Genomic DNA, 23,524 nt, shown 5'->3' on the forward strand with positions numbered 1-23,524 from the left:
TATTACACAGACTTTTTATTGCTCAAAGTAAAAATTTGTACTTTTTACATTAGGTCAAGAAGTAATAGTAAATAAACAACTGAATTTCAGATATTTTATAAAAATGAATATAAAAGCAGACAATCTAAGGTATGAAAAATTTACTTTTTCTGTGCTGATTGGTGTAATGCTTCTGTCACTCATCTACATTAGTCTATATACCTTGTCGATGAAGGAGAAATTAGATGGATTTAACAAAGATATTCAGGCAGTTCATCAGGAAATGAATCTGTTACTTGAATTTATTCCAGCTAAAGATTCAGTCATTACTATTCAGAAAAATCAGATCATTTCTCAAATGGGTGTACTACAAAGGGAAATGAAGAGGAGCGAACTATCAGAACAGCAAAGAAACCACTTATTGGTGAAAATGAATGAATTAAAGCATAAATTAATTGAATTGAAGAATCTGGCTGAAACAGATAAACAAACACACGTGGCAATACTCCATCAATCTGGCCAAGTGTCTGTTGAAAGCCATAAGAAAGATACTTTGTTAGAAAGCAGAGAAAGAGAAATAGCCGAATTAAAAAATCTGATAAAAACCCTTCAAAATCAGAAGCCCGATGTAATAGTTCCTTCTAAGTTATCTGTGTACTATTTAACAGCAGTTTCGCAAGATAAAAGAAACCGGGCAACCCGGACTAATTATATGAATGTACAGTTTCAATTAAAAGGAGATATTTCCTTAATCAAAGACAAATACCTGCACATTGAAGTCAGAGATCCTTCACACAAAATCATAAGTTCTGAAAGGGATAAGGTGCGAATGAATAATCAATTTATTACCAGCTATAGGTTCGAACCTTTCAAATATAAATTTTTAAAAGGAAAATACTCTATACGGGTATATAGCACTGATTCTGACTTTCAATCAGTTACTTTTCTAACATTAATTTAACAGGTATGAAATTATTTATTATTCACGTGCTTTCTCCCTGGTTCAGCCCTGTTGTACATTTAAATCTGTATAAGAGCTGGCTTAATAAAAATAAGAATTTAAAATACCTGCAAAAGAAGTTCATGAATATTATATGTCTTACGCTGATTGCAGTGAATGTGCTGGTAAGCCTATTAAATATAGATACTTCTTATCAGTTTTATGGAATAATCTCCCTTATTACAGTTAGCCTCTTATTAATTTGTAAAAGTGCTTCTTTACAGGTGTCGAAGTGGGCTTTTATTACTGGTTTAAACGGAATAATATATATCCTTTCTAGTATATATTATCAATCTACATTGCTGCAACTTTTATTTATACTCAGCATTCCGATCAGCTTGTTTTTATTGGACAGGAATGAAATAATTGAATTAGGGATAAGCCTTTCAATTCCGGCACTTTTTTTTGTTCTTTTACAGATACCTGGCCTTTATCTGCAATCAGGAAAAAATCAGATCAGCGAACAGTTTCATGCCTTATTTTTTATCAACATTGCCTGTATTCTAATCTCGGTAGTGCTGGCTATAGTGTATTTATTTTTTATATATGAAAAATCTAATCAGAAACTGCAATTGTTGGTACGTGAATTACAACTTCAGGAAAAAGAAATAACCCTACAAAATCAGAGACTCCTTACTTTAAATGCTGATTTATTACTATCTCAGACAGAATTAAAAAGAACAGTAGAAGAGTTAAAGATTAGAAATCATGAATTGGATAATTATGTATATCGTGTTTCTCATGATCTGAGAGCTCCTTTTTGCTCTATGCAGGGCCTGATTAATTTATCCAAAAATGATTCGGATATACAAAATTTGAAAACATACATAGACCTAATTGAAAAATCTGTATACAAATCAGATCGGTTTATACAGTCTTTGCTGAATCATTCTAAGATTTTAAATGCTGAACTACAGGTTGATATAATTGAATTTGAAAAAATAATACAGGAAAGCTTCGATGAAGCCTGTGTTGCAGAGGGTGCAAACTCTATTACTCTAGAAATTGAAATCAACTCTAAACCATTCTATAGCGATGCTTTCAGAATAGGAATCATTTTGAAGAATATTATTTCTAATGCTGTCAGATACACCAATCCATTAACTGATGCGAAATTTATAAAAGTGAACATTTCTGTTTCTGATCTTGAAGTCCGGATTTGTATAGCTGATAATGGCATTGGCATAGAAAAAGTGCATTTGCCAAAAATATTTAATATGTTTTTCAGGGGAAACGAAAAATCTACAGGATCAGGTTTGGGATTATACATTGCTCAACAAGCAGCTGAGAAATTAGATGGATATATAGAAATTGATAGTAAACCAAATAAGGGGACTACCGTTAAAGTTAGATTGCAAAATAAGGTGGAGATGCAGCCAATGAGTTAAAGTTTTGTATCAATGTATGCCAATATTTTCCAATAAAATCTGATAGATATTTTGTATAAAAAAAAATTACCATTAGCTTTGCACCACCAAAGAAAATGGCCCGTTAGTGCAGCGGTTATCACGCCTCCCTTTCACGGAGGAAACACGGGTTCGAGTCCCGTACGGGCTACGGCTAATAAAAATAAACCCTTGTAAATGAATATTTTACAAGGGTTTATTTTTTATGGTTGACAGTGTGGTTGACAAAATATCCTGACATAACTTTACAATAAAATACTATAAGTTGTGTAACTATAGTATTATGCTCTAATACTTTTAGCGGATTTGTCTGGTTATAGTGGGATCTATTATTTTAGTATCATCAGCTAGAAGAAAAGCTTTGCTTATAATAATAGATAGTACAGCATCTCCCTCAAAAGGAAGAAATATATTATCTGCACTTGTAGACATTTTGCGATCCGGAACTATACACAAATATTGGTCATTAGGTTCCATCAAAATATTGCCACTTCCTAGGTGAATTTTATAGGTTCTGAGTTCTCCCTTCACAATTAAAAATTTATCCTTGATTTGACAAACCTTAGCAATTTTGAGCTTTGGAATCAGTCGTTCCAAAACTGCCTTACGGGTCTTGGCAACTTCTGATAATTCTCCGAAAGAATACCTATGCCAATAATCGCGATAAGTAGGTAAGCCTCCACTATCTTGCCAGGTTGGATCATTTCCCACACTGGCCACCCCCACAAATAAATCCACATCGCGCATAACTTCCGAAAGAACAAGGGCAGGCACATCCATTAAATTGATTACTTCATTGCCTTCCATCCTCATAAAACGTACTTGATCAGTAGCCACATAATTCCAAATGCCTGTATCATTCCATGCTTCATCAGCATTTACTTCATTTACCCAAAACTGAGCCTGTAGTTTGTATTCCGGTAAATTAATCTGAGCTATTTCATTATCTCTTCCATCATCATAGGCCCCTAATAGGCTGTATTTCCATCCTCTAAGTTTGGCAAGGGAATTAAACTGATGTTGCTTTAGAATATGAGCAGCCATACGGTTACTATAGGTTCTTGTAGCAACTTCTGCCTCTGTAAGCAAATACACTTCCCGATAAGCTTGTTTGAGAGGCTGTTTAATGGTATACTGATTTAGAAAGCTTCTCCACGCTAACACTTCCTCTATGGGCTTTTCAATCGGATGCCATAACTGTACTTGCGTATCTTCTCCTATCCAATCCACTTCCTTTTCATATACATCTCTCCAAGTGCCTGCTAAAAAGAAAGCATCAGCTTTATGATTCCCTTTCTGAAAAGTCCAGATCAACTGCTTGGTTAGAAAAGACATTAACCCATGATGAAAATAGTATGCAGAGAACTTTTTATAGGTCCAGGAGCGATTGGCAACAAAAGAACGATCTAAGCGGTCGCGTTGAGCTGAAAGGGTTTTTTGTATCTGGCTTGCTGTGTTCTTTATTTCTTTTAACTCAAGATTATGATTTTTCTTAATAAAAGAGGGCTCAGATTTAAGTAATGTGCTGTCGGATTTATACCAGTTTAATTCTGTTTTCCCAATTCCAGTAATATTGAGTACAGCTTTATAGTCAGCAAAGCAGTAAGTGAGTTGTCCATCTTTTAAACCATACTCTTGTATGGCCATGTCTTCAATTTCACCAGTGGATACACCTAAGTCTTTAGAGGCCTGCTCAATATACGTTTCAATGAGTTGTTGGGTATTTGATTGTCTAATTTTGAGCTTTAATCTAGACAAATGGCTCACGCCAAGTAAACCAACATTTCCTAGCAAGTAAATGCAAGCATTCCCAATACCTGCGGCAAGTGGTCCTTTAGAAGGAATTTTTTGAAAACATTTTTCAGCATAGCCAGCAACTTCTTGTAACATTTCTTTATTTGTACAAGGTTTTAATGACCAAAGCCACCCTTTGATAAATGTTTGATTGGCTTCTTGAAGATAAAAGTAGGATGAGTATGTATACTCGCGGCCACCATAATTGCTGGTGTGGGTTTGCAGTTGTACATCAATGGTTTTTAAAAAGAGCAACCATTCTTTGCTGGTAGCAGAAAATAATTCCAGGCCTATCTGTTGAATAATCTTTTCCGACTCATGCAGATATTTCTGTGAGGGTTTACCTCCACTTGCTTTTTTGAAATGTCCAACAAGGGAGTAATACAGCGCTTGTCTTTCAATAGGTTGCGATTGGGTGAAAGTATTCATAAACTGACCAAATACATCTTTATCATCTAAAAATATAGGCCTTATGTTAGTAGGTTGATCAGGATTAAAAGAAGCAGTTATTTCTAGAATTTTAAGCTTTACTTTTGTGTTTTCAGCTTTATAATAAGAGACTTCCTCTTCAGTACGTTTCAAATAAACCTTCAGATACCCTGCAAGCCTTGGAGAAAGGGTATGTTTAAGGATATACTTTTGTACTTGGTTTAGGGTAAGTAGAACAGGAAATTGTAAAAACCCTCGAATAAATTCTGTAGAATTTGCTTTTAAATATAATTCAAGAATGTGGATCAGATCGTCTTCTGAAAAATCGATCGTAGATCGCATCAAAATATTTAATAATTTATCATGAACCTCCCTCAGCCTATATATATCACCTAAGCTTAAGGAAGCATTATGCCTGTTTCTAATAGTCTCATCATAGAAAAGGATTTTGTGAATTAAATAATCAATTAAAGCAGCTTTGAAGGCTGAGTCTTTCTGTTTGATTATTAGATAGGTAGGAAGGTCTGAAAGTTTTACGGTATAGTATCCTTGTTTATCTCCTATCGCTTCTTGTGTCAGCGTATCTAATAAGTAATTAAACACAATTAAGTATAATATTTTCATCTACTTCAAGTTTTTTAAAATCAAGTTTAAAGTAAGTACCCAATCCTGAAAAGATGGTATAAAGTGCCTCCTTAAGCGCTTCTACAGACAGATAGTCTTCGGCTTTGAGCCAATGATATTTCACCTGCTTCCAAAATCGTTCGATCCTGTTAAGATGAGGACTATACTTAGGCAGCAAAAAGATGTATAATCCTTTCTGTTCCCATTCTTCTTTTTTGACTTCCCATAGGCCACATGTATGCCAGGAGGCGTTGTCTAAGACTATGACAGTAAACTTGGAAATAGATGTTGAGAAGGCCTCTACACATTCAATGATAAAGTCAGCGTTTAGACTCCCACTTTTCTGATAAGTAAGCAACTCATTATTTGTACTTAACAAGCCAAATACATTTATCCTTGTACTTCTTTGGGATAAAATAGGGGCGTGTTCGCCTTTTTTGATCCATCCATAAGGTACACAAGGGGTAAGGCAAAACCCTGATTCGTCTCCAAAATATAAATCTATACTGCCTGTCTGTGCCAAATAAAGCAAAGCATGTAATCGCTTGACTTTCTGCTCATATGCTTCTTTGTTTTGCAATGGCTTTATCCATTTACGGAAACGTTTCCATCGGTAGTCAATTTTTTTAAAAACCGCTTCAAGGTCATCTCACTCATAGCCGTGCCTAATTTAGCTTCTATCTCTCGCTTAGCTAATTTAAGTTGTTGTTTTTCTTTCTCTATGCTATTTTCCACTACTTCAACATGGGTAGCATTACTGGTAGTAAGGATGGGTTTTCTGCCTTTCCCTTTTTGGTTCTTTAACCCTACCACACCTGTTTTCTCAAAGCGATCAAACCACTTATAAATACTTAACTGACTTACTTGAAAAATGCTTGCTAACTTCTGTACTTGATAGCCTTGATTGGATAACAGTATACATTGGCAACGGTTACGTTCCTGATAACTTTTACTATCTTTATGAATCTTCTCTAAGTCTTGTTTTTGCTTGTCTGTAATCTTCTTGATATAACGCATAAGCAAAGATACAATTTGCCAAAATCTTATACTTAATTGTGTACTCTTACTTAGCTGATCTAGTTTAATGTTTTCATTCTTGCTTTCGGAAACGACAGTTATTTTTTTATTGAAATTTTCTAACATGAGTGGAGAAGAGCTAAAGTCAGGGAAATTAGTAGTAAAACATGTTTGGGTTTAAGTGTAAAAACAGATAGTTATTGCCCACAAACCATTCACCCTCCTACTAGCTGTGTCAATTTAACAAAACTTGCTGTAGCTCCATTTCCTATCCATATTTGCTCATCTAGAGTTTCGACCTGGCGGTCGTTAACAATAACAAAAAATCCATTTTTCTGAAATCCTTCTAATGCTTTATAGACTTGTTGTTCAGGATCAATGGCTTTGTTCTTTTTCATTTTATAACCATTTAATGTTCTCTCTGATTCAGTAGGTTGCACCAGGCCATTAAAGAACTCAGTGACTTTCTGATTATACATTTCTACTTCATATCGTACCCTTTTCTCGATTAAATCTTTTAATGTGTCAATTTCAGAAGCCACTTCCAGTTCAATTTTTTGCAGGATATTTCCAGAGATGGTTTCATCCTGTATAATGAGAATTCTCATAATAAGAATATTTATTAGTAAAGTAAATGTTTGCTAGTCTGATTAAGAATATGAATTAATTTGTTTGTACTTGAATTTAGCATCTAAAATGCTAAATTCAAGTACAAACTATCAAGTAATTTACCATTCAATTTATTTTTTACTTTAGGCTTCTTCACTTATTCCAATAGTGTACTATGGTGAAAAATTATAATTGTCAATTTGCTTAGAAGCAATCTATATGTTTTTCAATCTGTACTTATCTATACTAGATTTTGCTACATTGTGAATAGTATAGTTTTGATTAGGATCTGCCATTAAGGAAATCGTAATTCTTGATTTAGATTGAGAATACTTTATCACATTAGGTTCTTGTACACAGTTTACCCATTCTATTATATAGTAGAGTGGTAGTCTGTATTATTAAAGAAGCATTTTGTGTAAATAAAATCTTATGTTGGCCAAATCACTTTTATTAATAAGATATCAAAATAAATACCTACTAAAATTAGTGCATTAGATTTGAAATTATTTCGATAATAATTATAAGTTATTATAGTAAAATCAAGATCTTTTTAATTTACACCAATCTTTTTTACGAAAGTCTGTCGTTTCTAAAATTGCAATGCAAAATATACTCCTGCTATTTTTTAGATCATGTATAAATCCTTAGGAAATAAGAAGAGGAAAGATACCATCGTTGTAAATTGTTTACTTATACAAAAATTTAAGTATTAACCCAGGTCAAAGCATATTGCACTTACTATAAAATCTAATATTTGCAAATATGCTATTGGCTCTTATATCTTTGCATTAAAATTACTAAGTGATGAAAACTCTGCATATCTATTGCAATGACAATCTGCTCAAAGCACTACTTACTTTAAGTAGCAGCGAGTCTGTATTGTGTCCAGATATGTATAGCTATAAAAAGGTGTAAATCATTTCACCTCATCAAAGCTAAACCCGGGCCATACAGGTCCGGGTTTTTTGTTTTCATACTTATTTATTCAACAATCATCATGAAACGCTTTATCGAGCGCAATAAGATCTGGTTAATAGACCTAGGCCAGGTCTCTAAAGGGAATGCCCTGGGCAGAGAGACTGGCTAAGTTGAGTCATGGTTGCTATTTCTTGCAGCCATGGCAAAGCAGATACCAATAGAAAGGTAATTGACCCATGGCACTTACATAAATATTTTTAGCAACCAGGTCAGCTTCTACTTTAGATGCTGGCTTAATAAATTTTACAAACATGACTCGACTTTCTTTGATTCGAAATATTGGCATCATGGCTCACATTGATGCAGGTAAAACTACCTTGAGTGAACGTATCCTGTTTTATGCAGGTCGGATCCGCTCGACGGGAGAAGTACACGATGGGAATACTGTATTAGATTCTATGGCCTTAGAACGCCAAAAAGGCATTACCATTTCGGCTGCTGCTACCTGTGTTTCCTGGAATTACCCTACTAACAAGGGAGAAGTCATTTACAACACGAAGCCGTATCAGATTAACTTAATTGATACACCAGGCCATATTGATTTTACTGTAGAGGTGGCCCGTTCTCTACGGGTACTGGATGGGGCTGTATTTGTTTTATCTGCTGTAGAAGGGGTGCAACCTCAGTCTGAAACTGTATGGAGACAAGCAGACCGGTATAAAGTGCCTCGTATTGCTTTCGTTAACAAGATGGACCGGGCAGGGGCTGACTTCTTTGCTGTGTTAGCAGACTTAAAAGAAAAACTAGTTGCCAATGCGCTTCCACTGCAAATACCCATTGGAGAAGAAGATAGATTTGAAGGTGTGGTAGATCTTTTAACCGGAAGGGCCATCAGATGGCTAGAATCAGACAAAGGAAAAAGCTGGCAAGAGATAGAGGTTCCCCTTCACCTTGTTTCGATGGTGCAGCAGTATGGGCAATGGCTTGTAGAAGAAGTAGCTAGTTATGATGATGAGCTGCTTGAGAAATACTTGTCTGATTTGCAATCAATCACATTGCAAGATCTGCAACGAGCCATTCGCAAGGCTACTATTAGTGGGGAAATCGTACCTGTCTTATGTGGCTCTGCTTTCAAGAACAAAGGGATTCAACCAATACTTGATGCCATTGTGGCTTACTTGCCTTCCCCTGTTGAGGTAGTTCCTGTAGAAGGCATTGATCCGCAATCTGAGAACAAGCAAGTGAGAAGAGCAGAAGCTACAGCCCCGTTTGCAGCCTTGGCTTTCAAGATTATCACAGATAGCTTTGTAGGCAAGCTTACTTTTATCCGGATTTATTCTGGCAGCCTGCAAGCTGGTTCCTATGTGCTCAATATGCGCACAGGCAAAAAAGAACGAGTGTCAAGACTCATGCAAATGCATGCTGACAAACAGGAACCCCTGTTGCAAGCACAAGCAGGAGATATTGTAGCGGTAGTGGGGCTCCGGGATGTATATACTGGAGATACTTTATGTGAGCAAGATCATCCCATTGTGCTTGAGCAGATGGAGTTTCCAGAGCCTGTCATTGGCTATGCCATAGAGGCAAAAAGAGCGGTTGATGCAGATAAGTTAGCTAATGCCTTAGCCCATTTGTTAGAGGAAGATCCTACCTTGCAGCTTTCAACCGATACTGAAACTGGACAAACGCTGCTGAAAGGGATGGGTGAATTGCATCTGGAAGTAATACTTAGCCGGCTAGCTGCTGATTTTGGAGTGGAAGTAAACCAGGGTGTACCTCAGGTAGCTTATAGGGAAATGATTACACAAAAGGTAGTCTATACTAAGCGCTATAAAAAGCAGAATGGAGGCAGTGGCAGTTTTGCCCTTATCACCTTTGAACTATCACCAGTAGAAAGTGGCAAAAAAGGCCTAATCTTTATCAATGCAATCACAGGTGGGGCGATACCTAAGGAATATGTGCCTGCCATACAAAAAGGCTTTGAAAATGCCATGCAACATGGTCCTTTGGGAGGATATCCGATAGAAGCTATGCAGGTGACTTTACTAGATGGAAGGGTTCATAAAGAAGACTCGGATGCACTCTCTTTTGAGATGGCCGCTACGCTTGGTTTTAAAGAAGGTGTACAAGAAGCTAAACCAGCCTTACTAGAACCGGTGATGAAGGTAGAAGTAACTACGCCTGATGTTTTCATTGGAGGGGTAATTGGAGATTTGAATCGCAGAAGAGGCACGATTAAAGGTATAGAGGCGAAAGGCAATGTGCAGATGGTTAACGCACAAGTGCCTTTATCCACCTTGTTTGGCTATGTAACTGTGCTTCGAACAATTACTAATGGCAGGGGGCAGGCTAGTATGCAACTTGAGCATTATGCTCCTGTTCCATCGGCTATTACCCAACAGGTATTAACTAAGTCTGTTTAAATGAGAAAAGCCGGAGCAGTCCGGCTTTTTCTTTGTCTCATATGGATTATTCTTGAAATTATTTCTGTTTAGCTGTTAATCCAACAGGTATCATTAGATCTCCTTTATCATATAGATTAATATAAATATTAAGTGTATCGCTGCCATCCCAATAAACCTTATACAAATCTAACAGCCCTATATTATCAAATAATCCATTGGGTGTCTTAAATCCACAGCAACTACCTGCTCTATAATATTTAATCTGTTCTCCATTTGGACCGAGCAGACCGTTTAAGAATCTCCTTTGATTCTTAGGCCCACTATTTTCCTTACTTCCACCTACTTTAACTGGATTACCTTTCTCATATCCATAGGTTTTATCATTAGCAGATTCAGTCAGATAGTAAGTTTGGTCATCTAAAAATTCTACCTCTTTTGTACGGGTATCTCCTTTTCCAGCATTATCAGAAGTACTTGCTTTTTTGGTACCAGTACATCCAATAAGTAAAATATTGGCAAGTAAGAGTATTGCTTTTTGCATGGAAATAAATTGTATATAGTGCATGACATTGGTGTATTTGCAACTATATACAATTTATTGCTGCCAAAGTAACGCATTGCGGTACAAGCAGCTTTGTAAGTGTATCGATAGTTTTTCTTATACAAAAGGTACAGACATTAAACTGATACTATAACAAAATTGAGATTTATTGATAATAGGAATCTACCACTTCTTGGCCAGTATAATTTTTTCCTGCCTGGTCATCTGCACCTACATACTGTAAGTCAAATTTAAGCTGCTTTTTCCCCTCACAAGTTAATAAATGATGCCTGAGGTTATATTGAATTTTACAATTCTGCAATGTTTTGCGTAACTGCCGTTCTAAATTTGTTCCATCAAGCTTTTTTATGTTTTTTAGATCCAGGTTACCAATAAATAAACCATCTTTTGTAAGATAGCTAATACACCTTTGAATTACTTCTAGTTTGTCTCCAATGTAATGTAATCCATGGACACATGTGATCAAGTCATAATGGTAAGTAGGCTGCCAGTTAGTTATAGTATCAGTAACAAACTGTAGATTAGAAAAACTAGTATGCCCATTCATAAATACGCCGGCTACATCCCATCCTTCTATCTTTACGTTAGTAATGCCTTTACTTTGGAGAGAAGCAGCGGCTTCTACTAAGGCTTTCCCTGTTCCACAACAAATATCCAACCAGTAGATAATTTCCTTCTGCTCGGCCTTCTGTTCAAGAAAGGAGAGAATATTTAGCTTGAGTTCCTTTTCATAACTATTTACACCTAAAAGCCCTCTTTCCCGGTTCATGCGGCAGTTAGCTACTACTGTTGACCAGATTAGAGATTGTTCCCCTTGAAGTTGCATGATCTTATAGTTATTAATAGAACATAAACTTGAGCCTTATTTTTTACACCAACTGAGAAATATTAATCAGCTCAAGATGGTTTTAGATTTGATTGGCAATACATTATTTAGATGTCATGCAATTAGTTCTAAACTTTAGTGTTTAAAATAGTATGAAAGAAGTAAAACCCCGTAGAGCCATCCACTATACAAATAAGTGTAGAAGAAACCAACCTGGAAACTTTTCCAAAGTTTGCCTTTACATTGTTTTACATTTTTAAACACCATTCGCATAGCCCTGAAAAATATCCAGTACACCATAGCCACTAATAAAGCCATTATCCCAACTAATACATTGCCTACAACCCATAGTGCAATAGAAAATACAATCGCCCATATAATCCAAAGAAAGATGCTAAATAGAATACCTAAACAGCCATCCTCTACTTCTGCAGAATGTGAAGATTCCGGAAGCGTTGATAGATCTACTGAATCCGGAAATCGAATTTTATCGATAACTTTTCCCAAATTATCCTTCAACTTATAACCTTTGTAGAGGCCGATAGTGATGAATAGCAAAAAGCTAATAGAAATAATTGAAGTAGTAGTGATGGCATTCTGAATAAAAGAGTGATTTTTAACTGATCCCCATCTATACACCCCAATCATTGTTATGCCAAGCCAAACTAAACTAAGCCAGAACAGATTTCCTGAATTAATTGGCTGGTAAGTTCTTATTCTCATTGATTATTATTGCTGGTTCATCAGAATTGTCCAAAAAGAACTTACTTGAAAATAAAATTCGATTATCAAGAAATGCTTGACAATGAAAATAATTTTCACGGCTTGTATTTATTTACAATTGTTTTCAATAAGCTGGTCAGCGTTTTTTCCTCCAAGCTCTTTTACTTTTTGCAGATCTTCGCAGGCAGCATCTTTATTGCCTAAATACAATTTGCATACAGCCCGTTGATACAAAATTTCTATATTATCAGGTCTCGCTTTTAAGCTAAGATCAAAATAATACAATGCACTCATATATTTGCCGGCTTTCATGGCATCTTTGCCTTTTTGTCCAAAGTCATAAGCAGACACAAACTTGCCTGAAGAAGTAAACTTGAATTGCTCCTGCATCTGCACATCAACCGGATGGCCTTTATAAGTAGCCGGCTGCCAGCTTTTTTTAGTTTTGTTGATTGCTTTTAGAAACTGACTATCAAAGTTTGGATTAATGCTTTCCAAAATTTGTACGCTATCAATTTCACCAGTTTTTCGCACAATAAAACTGGCTAAAAAGAAATTGTTTGTGGCCGAAACTTGCTTATACTCAGCTATATTAGCAGTTAGGAATTCATGAAAGGAAGTTTTACCTGTATAGGTAGCATATATTTTCTCACTGGCTTTAAAAAGAGTGTCTTCACTCATAATAGAAATAATATCATTGGATTGTAAAGGAGAAGATTGTTGATATTTTTGTTCAGCGCTAAAAATATAGCGCAAGCAGTCCGGCTCATCAAAACCGGCAATTCCTTTCTGAATGAGAATAAGTTCTGAGTCAGAATGTTTTTCAATTAGATAGGTATTTATAATATATCCTTGCTCGTTGGCTACATTCAAAAGCTTATCTTTGATGGTATAACTAAAGGCAACACCTTTATCATTATAAGCAAAACTGATATATACCTTATTAGATTTCTCAAAGGAGAACCGGGTGTATTGATATTTCATTTCCATATCCTCGGGCAACTCGCTTCTATCCTGGTAAGTGATCTTTGTTTTAATCCATCGGCCTAAAAGGGAATATGTAGGGGATGAAGCAGAACAGAAAATTGTGTTAAGAAGTATAACTGATAAGAGTACAAAATGCTTCATATGTGTTTTGCATCAGATTGACATTACCAAAATTGGATACTATTTAGTAGCCTACTTTTTTTCACTCATCAACTCGGCTAAACCTAAAGGGGCAATAACATTGATATTTCCGGCAGCATCTGTAAGTACATTAATCCTTGTAAATCTATCTTGATAATACCAGAAATACTGATTTGATATAGGTTGAGGATGTTGTCTGTAAAATTGCTCAACAGCTGCTTTTGTGTATTGGATAAACTTTACAAATTCCACTGGTTTATCTCTTGAGATCTTACAAATATTTACTAATCCTTTATTGGGAACAGCAATCACTGAACCCCACTCACCTACTAAGTCAGGTGAATTGTGTATTAGGTCCAGGGCATAGCTGGCTGCATAATCCTCATTTCCTAGAAACGAGATCTCTACTTCTGCCTGATCTACCTGAAATGTTTTGGTAATTTTCTCTACCTGTTGCTTGTTGATGTTGGTCTGTGCAATGTCAAATACCTCTTTTTTATTTTGTTTCCAGTTTTCAAAGACTCCAGGATCTACGGTAGCAAAGGCGCCAGGTAAATCTAGCATTAACACCGTGTAAGTATCTTCCAGATGGGTTTCAAAAATAATCTTATCTCTACCTGCTTTTTGCTCAATAAAAACCTTTGAATAAATGCGAAGGCTCAGATACTTTCTAATCGACTCGAAATCTTCCGGGTTGATATTCTTTTGTTCATCGAGTGAGGCAAACAGGTTTGTAAAATGCTCTTCTATCTCTGTTTCCCATTTGGACTTATCTTCTACCCGGAGACATTTGTTAATCAGGTTGTCTACATGGAAACCTTCCATATACTGCCCTGATTTTAAATGGATGGCTCCTTTCTTAACAAAATCTATTTGATACCTTTTACTAATAATAGCCACAGAGGCATCTATTATTTTCCGGTAGTCTTGTTTGTCGATATACTTTACAAAGTCTTTGGGTACGGAATAATCAATTTTCTGACTATAAGCAGAAAAGAATAACAACTGAAAGGAAAGCAGAAACAGGATAAATCGCATTATTATAAATTTGACTGATTTGTAACTTTATATGAGCCATGGTTTGTTCTTCTGCCAATTTTGAGGGCTATTGAGCTTTCTTATCTATATACTCTACTAAGGCTTGTCTGTAAGCTTCATTCTCAGGATTGCTGTAGCTGCGGTATTTTAACCTGGCCAGCTGTGGATCATCCCAATGTTGAATTCGTATTTGGGTAGACAAAGGAATAAGATATAAGCCTGTGGCAAGAATGACTAAAATCCATGTTCTGATCCACATATTTTGATAATAAGGCAATAAAGGCGTCTGTTTCCTTTTCAGTAAAAAGATAATGACAAGCAGTGCTATAGCAGGCACTAAGCCATAGAGTAACAGTATCATAGCACCAGGCCAATATTGTAATTTAAATAATATACCAACAGGTATAATTGACAGCAGTACTCCTGATAGAATGGATAGAGGCAAATTTTGATTTTTTATATTTTCATAGGAGAAGAAGTAAAAAGAAAAAGGGCAGTATAATATAGCCAATGTACTCAGGGAAACTACAAGAAGGAAATCTGAACCAGGTATATGTAAAAGTTTACCAATAAGAGTGAGCAGGAAAATGAGGGCAAATACTTTTTCTGTTTTCATTTTTTATTAATTCTCGATACGGACAATGACTCATTAATACATAATTATGTACAATGTATTGATCCACTCACTTTGAAGATTGTAACAGGTTGCTAATTGGATAATATATGTGTTTTTTGTTTGTCAAAGCTGAATAAAAAAGGAATTACAGTCTTTGTCTTGACCTATACTCTCATTTACAAAAGTGACTTAGAAGAAATATTTATGGTAAATAACATAGATTCTCGATTGTACATGTACAATATTTTCCATCAATTAGTTTAACTGCGTAATACAAATTACGCCATATTAGCCTAACTATTTACTCTTAATGCAAGACAGATAAGCCACCCTGAGATGAAAAATTGCTGTAGCGGATTTCATAGTAATAATATCCAGTAGGCATTCCCTGAGCTGTCCAGGCAAAGGCAGGGTCAGAACTTGAATACACCATTTTACCCCACCGGTTGTATATTCTGATAGAGTGAAAATTACCGATGCAGGTCCCTTCTTTAAACTGAGGCTGAAAAAAAGCATCATTAGCTCCATCTCCATTGGGCGTAATCACATTGGGAATGAACACCTTTGCTTTTAAATCATTTTCACCTGTTTGAAGTGCTGCCTTGCTTGCTGGGCTAGTACATCCATTTACAGTTTGCGTGACAAAAAGCACATGCTCAGTAAAGTTGCCTTGTTCCAAGGTGTTACCTTCTTGGATGAGACTTGTGAGTTTCTCATCTCTATACCACTTGATCCGTTCGCCGATAGCCTGAATCGGTGCTTGTAAGTGGCCATTACATACATAGCCAATAGGGTCAACTTGTGGGGCAGCAATCTCAGGCTTGATACTGATGATAACAGCTGTAGGCAAACTCTGATACCCATCTATGGTTTGGGTCATATATAAGGTATCTGTATGAGTAGAGGTTGGCTGATAAGTATCTCCTTCTGCTAATTTTTCTTGTAGGCTTGCATCTGAGTACCATTGAATTCCAGTACCTTCTGCTCTTATCGGTAAGATTTTCTCACGCTGGCAATAGGGAGCAGGTGCGATCACAAGCGGTTTGGCAGGAATTACTACCCGTTCTATTGTAACCTGGCTTTTTGAAATACTATCACACATGGCTATACGCCACTCAAATATATTTTTGCCGGCCCCTAGTCCCATAACTTTTGCTGTAGGATCAGCTGGATTGCTTATTGTCCCTTTTCCTTGGATCAGTTTCCAATACCCATACCCTTTAATCGCTTGATTAGCCTGCATACTAACTTGAGCAGTTTCTGAAAGTATAATGTTTTCACCTGCTTGGGCTTGTGTTGGATAATTTCCAGAACAGATATCGATATCAATCTTTTGTTGCATGTCTGTTGGCATTTGCCCAGTAGTTTGACTTACCACATTGGTCATTACCGGGCTGTTATAATCGAATATGATTGCCGCCTGATTAGTGATTTTAACTCCATCTGCTGTGGCTTGCTTGGGTCTAACTCTGAAACGAACATACCCATGGCTGGCTGGTTCATTGCTTGAGCTATCAGGCAAATTAATATTATTAAAAATAAAAATAAGTACTGGAAGTCCAACGCCACTTACTGACCAATTATAAGAATGAGAAGCAGCGGCTACTTCCAAGCTAGCAATGTCTAGGGCAGCATCTAAAGTATCAATAATAGTAACCGTATAGGCCACGTCTGTTCCTGTATTCTGAAAGCGGATCAGGTATTCTAGTGGCTGATCAGCAGCAATGATTTTACTTGGCCCTATACCTACCGGGCTTACGGCTTTATCATTGGGATCAAAACTGTCTAAGATAGGAAGGCAGGATACAGAAACTTCCTCCTCTGTATCATCCTGGGGAAGTTGATCTACAAATCCTTTACTTACTGTAACCTGAGTAGAGCTTCCACAGCCTTCCAGGGTGATGTTAGGCACCCTTCCTGCATCTGGATGGTAAGGCCTTAAATCTGCTTCTAGTCTAATAGTCCGTCCATTGACTGGCACTTGCAGAGAGAGACTGTCGCCGCTAGGTAATTTATATTTACTTTCAAATACTTGCAGAGCATCCAGATAAATACGATAGGAGGCACTATCGGCCATAGAGCCTATACCTGAATTGAGAATAAGAAGTTTTACCAGCCCATTTTCTTTACAGACTGCTTTTAGTGTGATGTCTGAGTGATCCCAATTGGGATCAGAAGGTTTGGTATTAGAAGGAGTAATGACTGCTTTCACACATTGAGTTAAGCCCCGGATGGATTCATTGCCACATGCAACAGAATCAATAATAATGATTGTGCCGCTTTGCCCTGGTTGCAAGCTACCGATAGAGAAAGTTAACAAAGAGTCTTTCCTGGTAAAGCCCATACTGGCATCTATTGGAATTACATACTGCGGAAAATACACTTGCACCTCTACGTTCTGGGCAGTGGCGTATCCCTGGTTGGTATAGCTGACAGTAGTAGTATTACGAAAACACCGTCTGCGGCGGTCTGCAGCAATACCTACTTTTAAGAGTGGATAGGGAATAACCTGATTGCCAAAATTAAATCCGGAAGTATCTTTTCCATATGAATTGATAGTAATGGTGTAAGTACTTGGATTGGCAGGGCAAGTTTGTTCTACAAATAATCCTTGCACCTGAGTAATTTGGCTGATCTGAAAAGTACCTTTAGGCAGTTCTAATTGGTAATTTCCGTCTTTATCAGTGGATGCATAGTAAGGCCCAGGTTCAGCTTTTAAAAGGTGATTAGCTAACGGCTTTTCATTTGCATCTTGCTTACAATTGTTGTTTAATTCATTAAATACTTTGCCTCGTATTTGGCTAGGAGTAATAAAAGTAGTATCCCGAAGTTTTGTCAAATAAACGGAACGTTCTTCCTCATAGCTGGTGATATGCCCAAATTTTTGACCTCCCTGTCCCGCCAGGAATAGATTTCCTTTTCCGTCTGTTGCCATGTGATTCCCAATATTATAAGTAGAACTACGTAGAATTTGATTAATCCACTGCACTGTACCAGATTGGTTTATTTTGCCGTAAAAATTGCCTACATCATAATTCACTCCAAATGGGGTATTACCTATGAGGCCTCTGTAGACCATAGTCCCGGAAAAATAAATATTGTCAGTTGGGCCAACTACAATATCTCCACTAATTACTTTGTTAGGGCTAAGCATTTTTAATCCCCACATAGGTTTTCCGGTAGAATTAAATTGAGCCAAAAATGCATTATAATTATTAGGAGTTGAATCAATGATATTTCGCAATGTATCTTGGCCAAGTGGAACCTCATTATCATAGCGTCCCATCACATATATATTTCCAGAAGCATCTATATTAATAGCCATACTCTCTATATCGCCCTTTCCTTGAATAGGTTTTGCCCAAAGCGCACGGCCATTCGCATCACATTTAGCTATAAATGAACTGAATACATAATTGGCATTATAAAATGCAGGATTCAGACTAATACTGTCAAATGTAGTTCCTTCCCGATATACTCCCGTTATATAAATAAATCCTGCTTTATCCCGGACAATAGAATTGTTCCGACCACCCGTATTTTTTAGCCACAGTAAATCTCCATTTTTATTGTATTTTACCAGATAGGATTCTTCATTTACTTTAGGGGTAATACTAACTCCATTTGCAGTTAAAGTATAGCCCCACCATAAATTGCCTGCCACTAAAACATTGCCTGCTCCATCAATACTTAAAGCTTTATGTGATGCTGAATTTTTTCCTTCTAAAAATCTTGCCCAGGCAAGCTGACCATCTCCATTAAATTTTAACACATAGCTCTCAGAGTGATATGCACCAACTAATCGGGTGTTATATATAGCATTATTTAGTTTAAATACGCCACTATAAATCCCACTTAAATAACAGTTTCCGTCATTATCTAGAGCAAGGCTTACAGGAATATCCTCACCAGTCGACATGTCCTCTCCATACCCTCCAAATTGTCTTGCCCATAGAATCTGTCCGGCAGAATTATATTTAGCTAAGAATAAATCATCGTAGTTAGAGGGTGAGTTAGAGTTAAAAGTAGAATCCCCCAGCGTTATTGTTTCATTAAAAGTAGAAAGTATAAATACGTTTCCTTTTCCATCGGCAGTTATTTTATAATAGCTATCATTAGCCTGTTGTGGAAAACGATTTACCCACTCAAACTCTTGAGCATTTGCTATTGAACTTATAAATAGGAAAATGAGAATCGAAAATAACTTAGTAGAAAGTTTACTCATATAACAATTTTAGTTCTGAAAATAGAAGTAACTAGGTAGGTGGTATGGAGCTTTTATATAATTCTATTTGGTGATAAGAAGCGTATATATAAAACCGCCTTTTTCAAGAAGTTTGAGTTGATATATACAAACTAAATTAATGCCAGATTTTTTAAAAAAGTAATCAACCCAAGAAACTTATTAGAACGATGCGCCAATACTCACTATTTAAACTGTAGCATAAGGGTATCATTCATTAACAATAACAGCAGGAAAGTCAAAAGTAGAGAGGATAGAAGTTAAACTTTAATTGAAAATTATCAAAAAAAATTAAGTTTTGCCGTTTTGAATTGCTGCTCAAATTATTAATAAGGAAGTTGTATATATAAAATAAGTTCTAAGAGTAGGGCTCGAACCTACGTCCACTCGGTCCTCGAGCCGGGCGCTCTACCACTGAGCTATCTTAGAAATGAAGTGAGGACAGGGCTCGAACCTGTGTCCATCCGGGTTAAGAGCCGGATGCTCTGCCATTGAGCTACCCCACTTATTTCTTTGACAGGCTAATTATCATCAGGTTTGAGTAGTTTTACAGCCTGTTTGCCTGAAAAATAATGATGCCTTTTTAAAACCTTTGCTAGAAATGGATTGCTGATGCTTACACCATGAACTAGTTCTGGAGTGGGCTTGAAAGCTACTACTCCATGGGTATGAGGCGCAATCCAGCCACTCTTCTGAGGATCTACATTTGACTTTTTACAGGCTCTCTCCACCATACTTTTGGTGCAGGTAGCTTTGCCTGAAAACACCTGCCAGGGTAGGGGTAACTCATTCCATACAATAGTATTGGCATCCAGCTTTCCGCCACTTCGAAAATGCCAGGCTACCACATCGGCTGCCATCAAACGGAGCACTTTGCCAACACATATCTCTTCTAAGATCGCTTCCATACCTAAACTGAAGACAAGGTTCATCCAGCTATCTCTTGCCTTGTTCCAGGCACCGGCAAGTGCATTCCAGGTAGAAGAATCATCTCCTTTTTTTACTACCATCGTAGCTTTATTGATGCGGCTGTTCTCCCATACCTCTTTCAGCAAGCAAGATAACTCCTCAAGTACACTTGTCCACCTACCAAGCAGCATTCCTTTCTGCTCCTCACTTAAGTAAGAAAGCACTCTTGCATTCGGATACACTTGGGCAATGGCCCACCAGTTGGTAGTAACCTTTGGTTTCAACTCTTTCGATTTCTGAAAGAAGGGAAGTGTTTGCTTTTCCTCTTCCAGCAAGCGGTCAAAGAGCATGTCTGCTATTTCATCATAAGAGCTTTGTTGCCCAAAAATGGTGAACTCACTTCTCAAATTACAACGGGCTATGTAATAGGCAATGAAACAGGCCGTATTTTCATCCTGAGCAAATGCTTCAAAGGTCAGGTGATGGGCAAGGCCATGTTTGGCTACTTTACTAAATTCTCCTTTGCGTATTTCTCTTAAAAGGGTGCCTTGTTTTCTTTCCAGTCTTTTTAGCAAGCGAAAGCGCTTATTATATTGGCGTTTGGATAATTCAATCCCATTTGCTTTTCGTTCCAATTTATTTAACCGGTCTTCTACAAAATGACTCTGCCCATACTGTTTATGAATTAACCCTGAGGTTGAAGTAATAAATGCTTCTAATGCCAAAGAATCCTCATAAGTCTGCTTAGATACAGCAGATAACTTAAAAAGCTCCACGGCTTTGCTTACTTGCTTTTTAGCTCCTGAAGGCTTTGCAAAAGTTTGGCTCATAGAGGTATAGCCCCAGAGGTTTCTTTTCAAAGTTCCTTGTGCTGCTTTCTGCAGTTTATTTCTTTCCTTTTGGGAAAGTTTACCTTCTAGCAGCAAGAGAATATTTTCTGCAACATCCTCCGGACGAATCCGGTCAGTGACACTTTGATACAATTTTTCTAAAAGCATGGCTATAATTTTAGCTTCTTAAAAAGCATTTGCTACTTATTGCAACAAAGTTGAGCATCTAGTGCGCAGCCTTTCTGCGCAGATGAAATTATTTTTTACCTACAGAAAAATCATCATTTTCTGTATGGAAACATCTTTCCTGTTGCATCTATAAGATAAAGCTGTAGAAATGGACTTAAGATGATTATCCTTCTTCCAAAATATTACTACTAGTACATAAAATATAAATTGTCAGGTAATATAGTTATCTTGTTAAAAAAAGCTATGACAATTTACAAAATTAACTTAAGTAAGGCAGAAAGAACGACTTTAAGTGAATGGGTCAGCAAAGGCAGCAGAAAAGCTAAAGATATTCAAAAGGCGTATGTACTGTTGGCAAGCGATGAGCAAACAGGCAGAGAAAGTGAGACAGCGTTAGCAGATACATACCACTTATCTACCAGAAGTGTAGAGCGAATAAGAAAAGCCTTTTGTGAGCAAGGAATGGCCATCTTTGACAAACAGCAGAGAAAGATCAGAAGTGACAAAAAGATAGATGGGAAGGTAGAGGCTCATCTGCTGGCTTTGGTTTGCAGTGAACCACCTCAAGGACAGGCAAAGTGGAAACTGCAACTACTGGCAGACAGATTGGTGGAACTACAGGTGATTGACTCTATTTCCCACACGAGTGTGGCCGGCATACTAAAAAAAATGAGCTTGGACCTTAACGATGTTAATCTTCGGGTCCGCCTTGGTTAAGGCTTATGTGGGTGATTCCACCTAAACAAAGCGCGGGTTTTGTTTATCAAATGGAGAAAGTCATCACGGTCTATGAAAGGGCCTATGATGAAAAGCAGCCGGTGGTGACTTTGGATGAATCCCCTAAACAACTCATCGAAAGTAAACTCTTTATTGGCAAAGATGGAATCAAATATCAGGATAGTATCTATACAAGACATGGGGTAAGGGATATTTACATGGTCTTTGAGCTCTTAGCCGGTAAGCGGTACTGTTTTGTAGAAGAAAACCACAATCGTTTCACCTGGGTGAAGATTGTTAGCCAGTTGTTAGATACTATTTACAAGGACTGCAGGAAGATTACTTTAGTGGAGGATAACCTGTCAGCTCATAAACCAAGTGCTTTTTATGAAGTCTATCAACCTGAAAAAGCCAAAGCCTACTTAGATAGGATAGAATTTGTTTTTACACCTACTCATGGCAGTTGGTTGAATATGGCAGAAATAGAGTTATCCGTTTTACAAAGAGACTGCCTTGACAGGCACATAGCTACTGAGGCTGAATTAATAAAACAAGTAAAAGCCTGGCAGGAAAGCAGGAATAAAAAAGCAGTGAAAGCTAATTGGCAATTCACCAATGAAGATGCCAGGATTAAACTCAAAAAGCTTTACCCGACTATTTAGTCTTTATGTACTACTAGTTACATCGGTACCTCTATTTGAAGGTGATTTTCAAGCAGAGTTGCGACTTAGGTTAAGTAACTATTATTCAGCCCCTTTACAGGCAATATCTTTCAAAATCGGTTTCAAAATGAATATGATCAGCCCAATTAATAAATAACTGTCTTCTTTTATTAGCTAGATCTTTAAAGAAATGAAAAAAGCAATAAAACTTCAGATTAACTCTCCTTGTGCGCAGAACTGGCAAGCAATGAGTCCGGCAGAAAAAGGAAGATTCTGTCAAAATTGTCAAAAAACAGTGATTGATTTTTCTACTTGGAGTGAGGAGAAGATTAAAGATTTCTTTCAAGAGCATAGGGGAGGGATATGCGGCAGGTTTCAAGAAGGGCAGTTAAAAACCTATGGCCCGCAGGACCCGCTTTGGTCGTATAGCCCTTCTTTCTATACAGTAGCGGTAGCTTCTCTGCTTGGAATGAGCACTCTCACTGATTCAGCCGCTCAAGCTAGTATCCATTCTCCATCTCCATCTTATCAAACTGCAGCCGGTAAAGATTCTTATCATCAGGTAAGTGATGCTATTCCAAAGGATTCATTACCACCATACCAGATAAAAGGCAGGGTAGTTGATGGTAAAGAAGCGCTTCTAGGAGTGAATGTAATACTGAAAGGCACCATGATAGGGACTACTACGAATGCTAATGGCGAGTTTACGCTGGTGTTGAGTGAACTGCCAACAAAGCAGACTATCCTTATTTTTCTTATATAGGCTATGAAAGCTTAAAGAAAGAGGTAAAGTGGGAGGAAGCTTCCATCATAAATTTAGAGAGAGTGAATATGGAGGCGGATGTTACGGTTTTAGGAGAAGTCGTATGTATCAATCCGATAAGCAGTTTATAGTGG

Annotated in this window: 18 protein-coding genes and 3 tRNA genes; 7 read left to right on the forward strand and 14 right to left on the reverse strand. The window is 37.1% G+C overall.

Going from position 1 to position 23,524, the window contains the following annotated elements:
- Window positions 1–103 precede the first annotated feature (103 nt).
- From GXP67_RS16040 to GXP67_RS16050, 3 genes are all read left to right on the forward strand, one after another.
- Window positions 104–940, forward strand: a complete 837-nt coding sequence (locus tag GXP67_RS16040; RefSeq protein WP_162444062.1) for a hypothetical protein — start codon at window positions 104–106, stop codon at window positions 938–940.
- 5 nt (window positions 941–945) lie between these two features.
- Complete coding sequence (locus GXP67_RS16045) at window positions 946–2,367, forward strand: sensor histidine kinase (protein WP_162444063.1); 1,422 nt, start codon at window positions 946–948, stop codon at window positions 2,365–2,367.
- A 97-nt stretch (window positions 2,368–2,464) separates the two neighbouring features.
- Window positions 2,465–2,536: transfer RNA gene (locus tag GXP67_RS16050), tRNA-Glu, on the forward strand.
- Window positions 2,537–2,682: 146 nt separating this feature from the next.
- Here the strand turns inward: GXP67_RS16050 and GXP67_RS16055 are convergent.
- The 4 genes from GXP67_RS16055 to GXP67_RS16070 form a co-directional block, all read right to left on the reverse strand.
- Window positions 2,683–5,232 (reverse strand): DUF4132 domain-containing protein, encoded by a 2,550-nt coding sequence (locus GXP67_RS16055; protein ID WP_162444064.1) that lies wholly within the window; start codon window positions 5,230–5,232, stop codon window positions 2,683–2,685.
- Window positions 5,204–5,812, reverse strand: a complete 609-nt coding sequence (locus GXP67_RS16060; protein WP_232064508.1) for an IS630 family transposase — start codon at window positions 5,810–5,812, stop codon at window positions 5,204–5,206. The genes GXP67_RS16055 and GXP67_RS16060 overlap by 29 nt, the downstream gene beginning before the upstream one ends.
- A 5-nt stretch (window positions 5,813–5,817) precedes the next feature.
- Window positions 5,818–6,249, reverse strand: coding sequence for a helix-turn-helix domain-containing protein (locus tag GXP67_RS16065; protein ID WP_162441276.1), 432 nt, complete (start codon window positions 6,247–6,249; stop codon window positions 5,818–5,820).
- Between the two features lie 215 nt (window positions 6,250–6,464).
- Window positions 6,465–6,857 carry a hypothetical protein gene (locus tag GXP67_RS16070; RefSeq protein ID WP_162444065.1) on the reverse strand — a complete coding sequence of 131 codons (393 nt, stop codon included), beginning with the start codon at window positions 6,855–6,857 and terminating at the stop codon, window positions 6,465–6,467.
- A 1,233-nt stretch (window positions 6,858–8,090) separates the two neighbouring features.
- Here GXP67_RS16070 and fusA point away from each other — a divergent pair.
- Window positions 8,091–10,202 (forward strand): elongation factor G, encoded by a 2,112-nt coding sequence (gene fusA / locus GXP67_RS16075; RefSeq protein ID WP_162444066.1) that lies wholly within the window; start codon window positions 8,091–8,093, stop codon window positions 10,200–10,202.
- Between the two features lie 58 nt (window positions 10,203–10,260).
- On the opposite strand, the gene GXP67_RS16080 is transcribed toward fusA, so the two are convergent.
- The 10 genes from GXP67_RS16080 to GXP67_RS16125 all read right to left on the reverse strand — a co-directional run bounded on the left by GXP67_RS16080 (window position 10,261) and on the right by GXP67_RS16125 (window position 21,227).
- Complete coding sequence (locus GXP67_RS16080) at window positions 10,261–10,725, reverse strand: hypothetical protein (protein WP_197901696.1); 465 nt, start codon at window positions 10,723–10,725, stop codon at window positions 10,261–10,263.
- A gap of 166 nt (window positions 10,726–10,891) precedes the next feature.
- Complete coding sequence (locus GXP67_RS16085) at window positions 10,892–11,572, reverse strand: class I SAM-dependent methyltransferase (RefSeq protein WP_162444067.1); 681 nt, start codon at window positions 11,570–11,572, stop codon at window positions 10,892–10,894.
- Between the two features lie 135 nt (window positions 11,573–11,707).
- On the reverse strand, window positions 11,708–12,295 hold the full coding sequence (locus GXP67_RS16090) for a hypothetical protein (RefSeq protein ID WP_162444068.1): 588 nt from the start codon (window positions 12,293–12,295) through the stop codon (window positions 11,708–11,710).
- Between the two features lie 108 nt (window positions 12,296–12,403).
- Entirely contained in the window at window positions 12,404–13,423 is a 1,020-nt protein-coding gene (locus GXP67_RS16095; protein WP_162444069.1) for an energy transducer TonB family protein, read from the reverse strand.
- Between the two features lie 51 nt (window positions 13,424–13,474).
- Entirely contained in the window at window positions 13,475–14,461 is a 987-nt protein-coding gene (locus GXP67_RS16100; RefSeq protein WP_162444070.1) for a DUF1444 domain-containing protein, read from the reverse strand.
- 67 nt (window positions 14,462–14,528) lie between these two features.
- Complete coding sequence (locus GXP67_RS16105) at window positions 14,529–14,822, reverse strand: hypothetical protein (protein ID WP_162444071.1); 294 nt, start codon at window positions 14,820–14,822, stop codon at window positions 14,529–14,531.
- Window positions 14,823–15,384: 562 nt separating this feature from the next.
- Window positions 15,385–19,302, reverse strand: coding sequence for a DUF7619 domain-containing protein (locus tag GXP67_RS16110; protein WP_162444072.1), 3,918 nt, complete (start codon window positions 19,300–19,302; stop codon window positions 15,385–15,387).
- 374 nt (window positions 19,303–19,676) lie between these two features.
- Window positions 19,677–19,749 (reverse strand) — tRNA-Ser (locus tag GXP67_RS16115).
- A gap of 4 nt (window positions 19,750–19,753) precedes the next feature.
- A tRNA-Lys gene (locus GXP67_RS16120) sits at window positions 19,754–19,826 on the reverse strand.
- 15 nt (window positions 19,827–19,841) lie between these two features.
- Window positions 19,842–21,227, reverse strand: coding sequence for a hypothetical protein (locus GXP67_RS16125; RefSeq protein WP_162444073.1), 1,386 nt, complete (start codon window positions 21,225–21,227; stop codon window positions 19,842–19,844).
- 264 nt (window positions 21,228–21,491) lie between these two features.
- Here GXP67_RS16125 and GXP67_RS16130 point away from each other — a divergent pair, with 264 nt between their 5' ends.
- The 3 genes from GXP67_RS16130 (at window position 21,492) to GXP67_RS16140 (ending at window position 23,390) form a co-directional block, all read left to right on the forward strand.
- Window positions 21,492–21,965, forward strand: coding sequence for a helix-turn-helix domain-containing protein (locus GXP67_RS16130; RefSeq protein WP_162444074.1), 474 nt, complete (start codon window positions 21,492–21,494; stop codon window positions 21,963–21,965).
- Window positions 21,966–22,015: 50 nt separating this feature from the next.
- Complete coding sequence (locus tag GXP67_RS16135) at window positions 22,016–22,627, forward strand: IS630 family transposase (protein ID WP_162444075.1); 612 nt, start codon at window positions 22,016–22,018, stop codon at window positions 22,625–22,627.
- Between the two features lie 190 nt (window positions 22,628–22,817).
- Window positions 22,818–23,390: a carboxypeptidase-like regulatory domain-containing protein gene (locus GXP67_RS16140; RefSeq protein WP_162444076.1), complete on the forward strand. Its 573-nt coding sequence runs from the start codon at window positions 22,818–22,820 to the stop codon at window positions 23,388–23,390.
- Window positions 23,391–23,524: the final 134 nt, after the last annotated feature.

Source organism: Rhodocytophaga rosea (assembly GCF_010119975.1).
Lineage (GTDB): Bacteria > Bacteroidota > Bacteroidia > Cytophagales > 172606-1 > Rhodocytophaga > Rhodocytophaga rosea.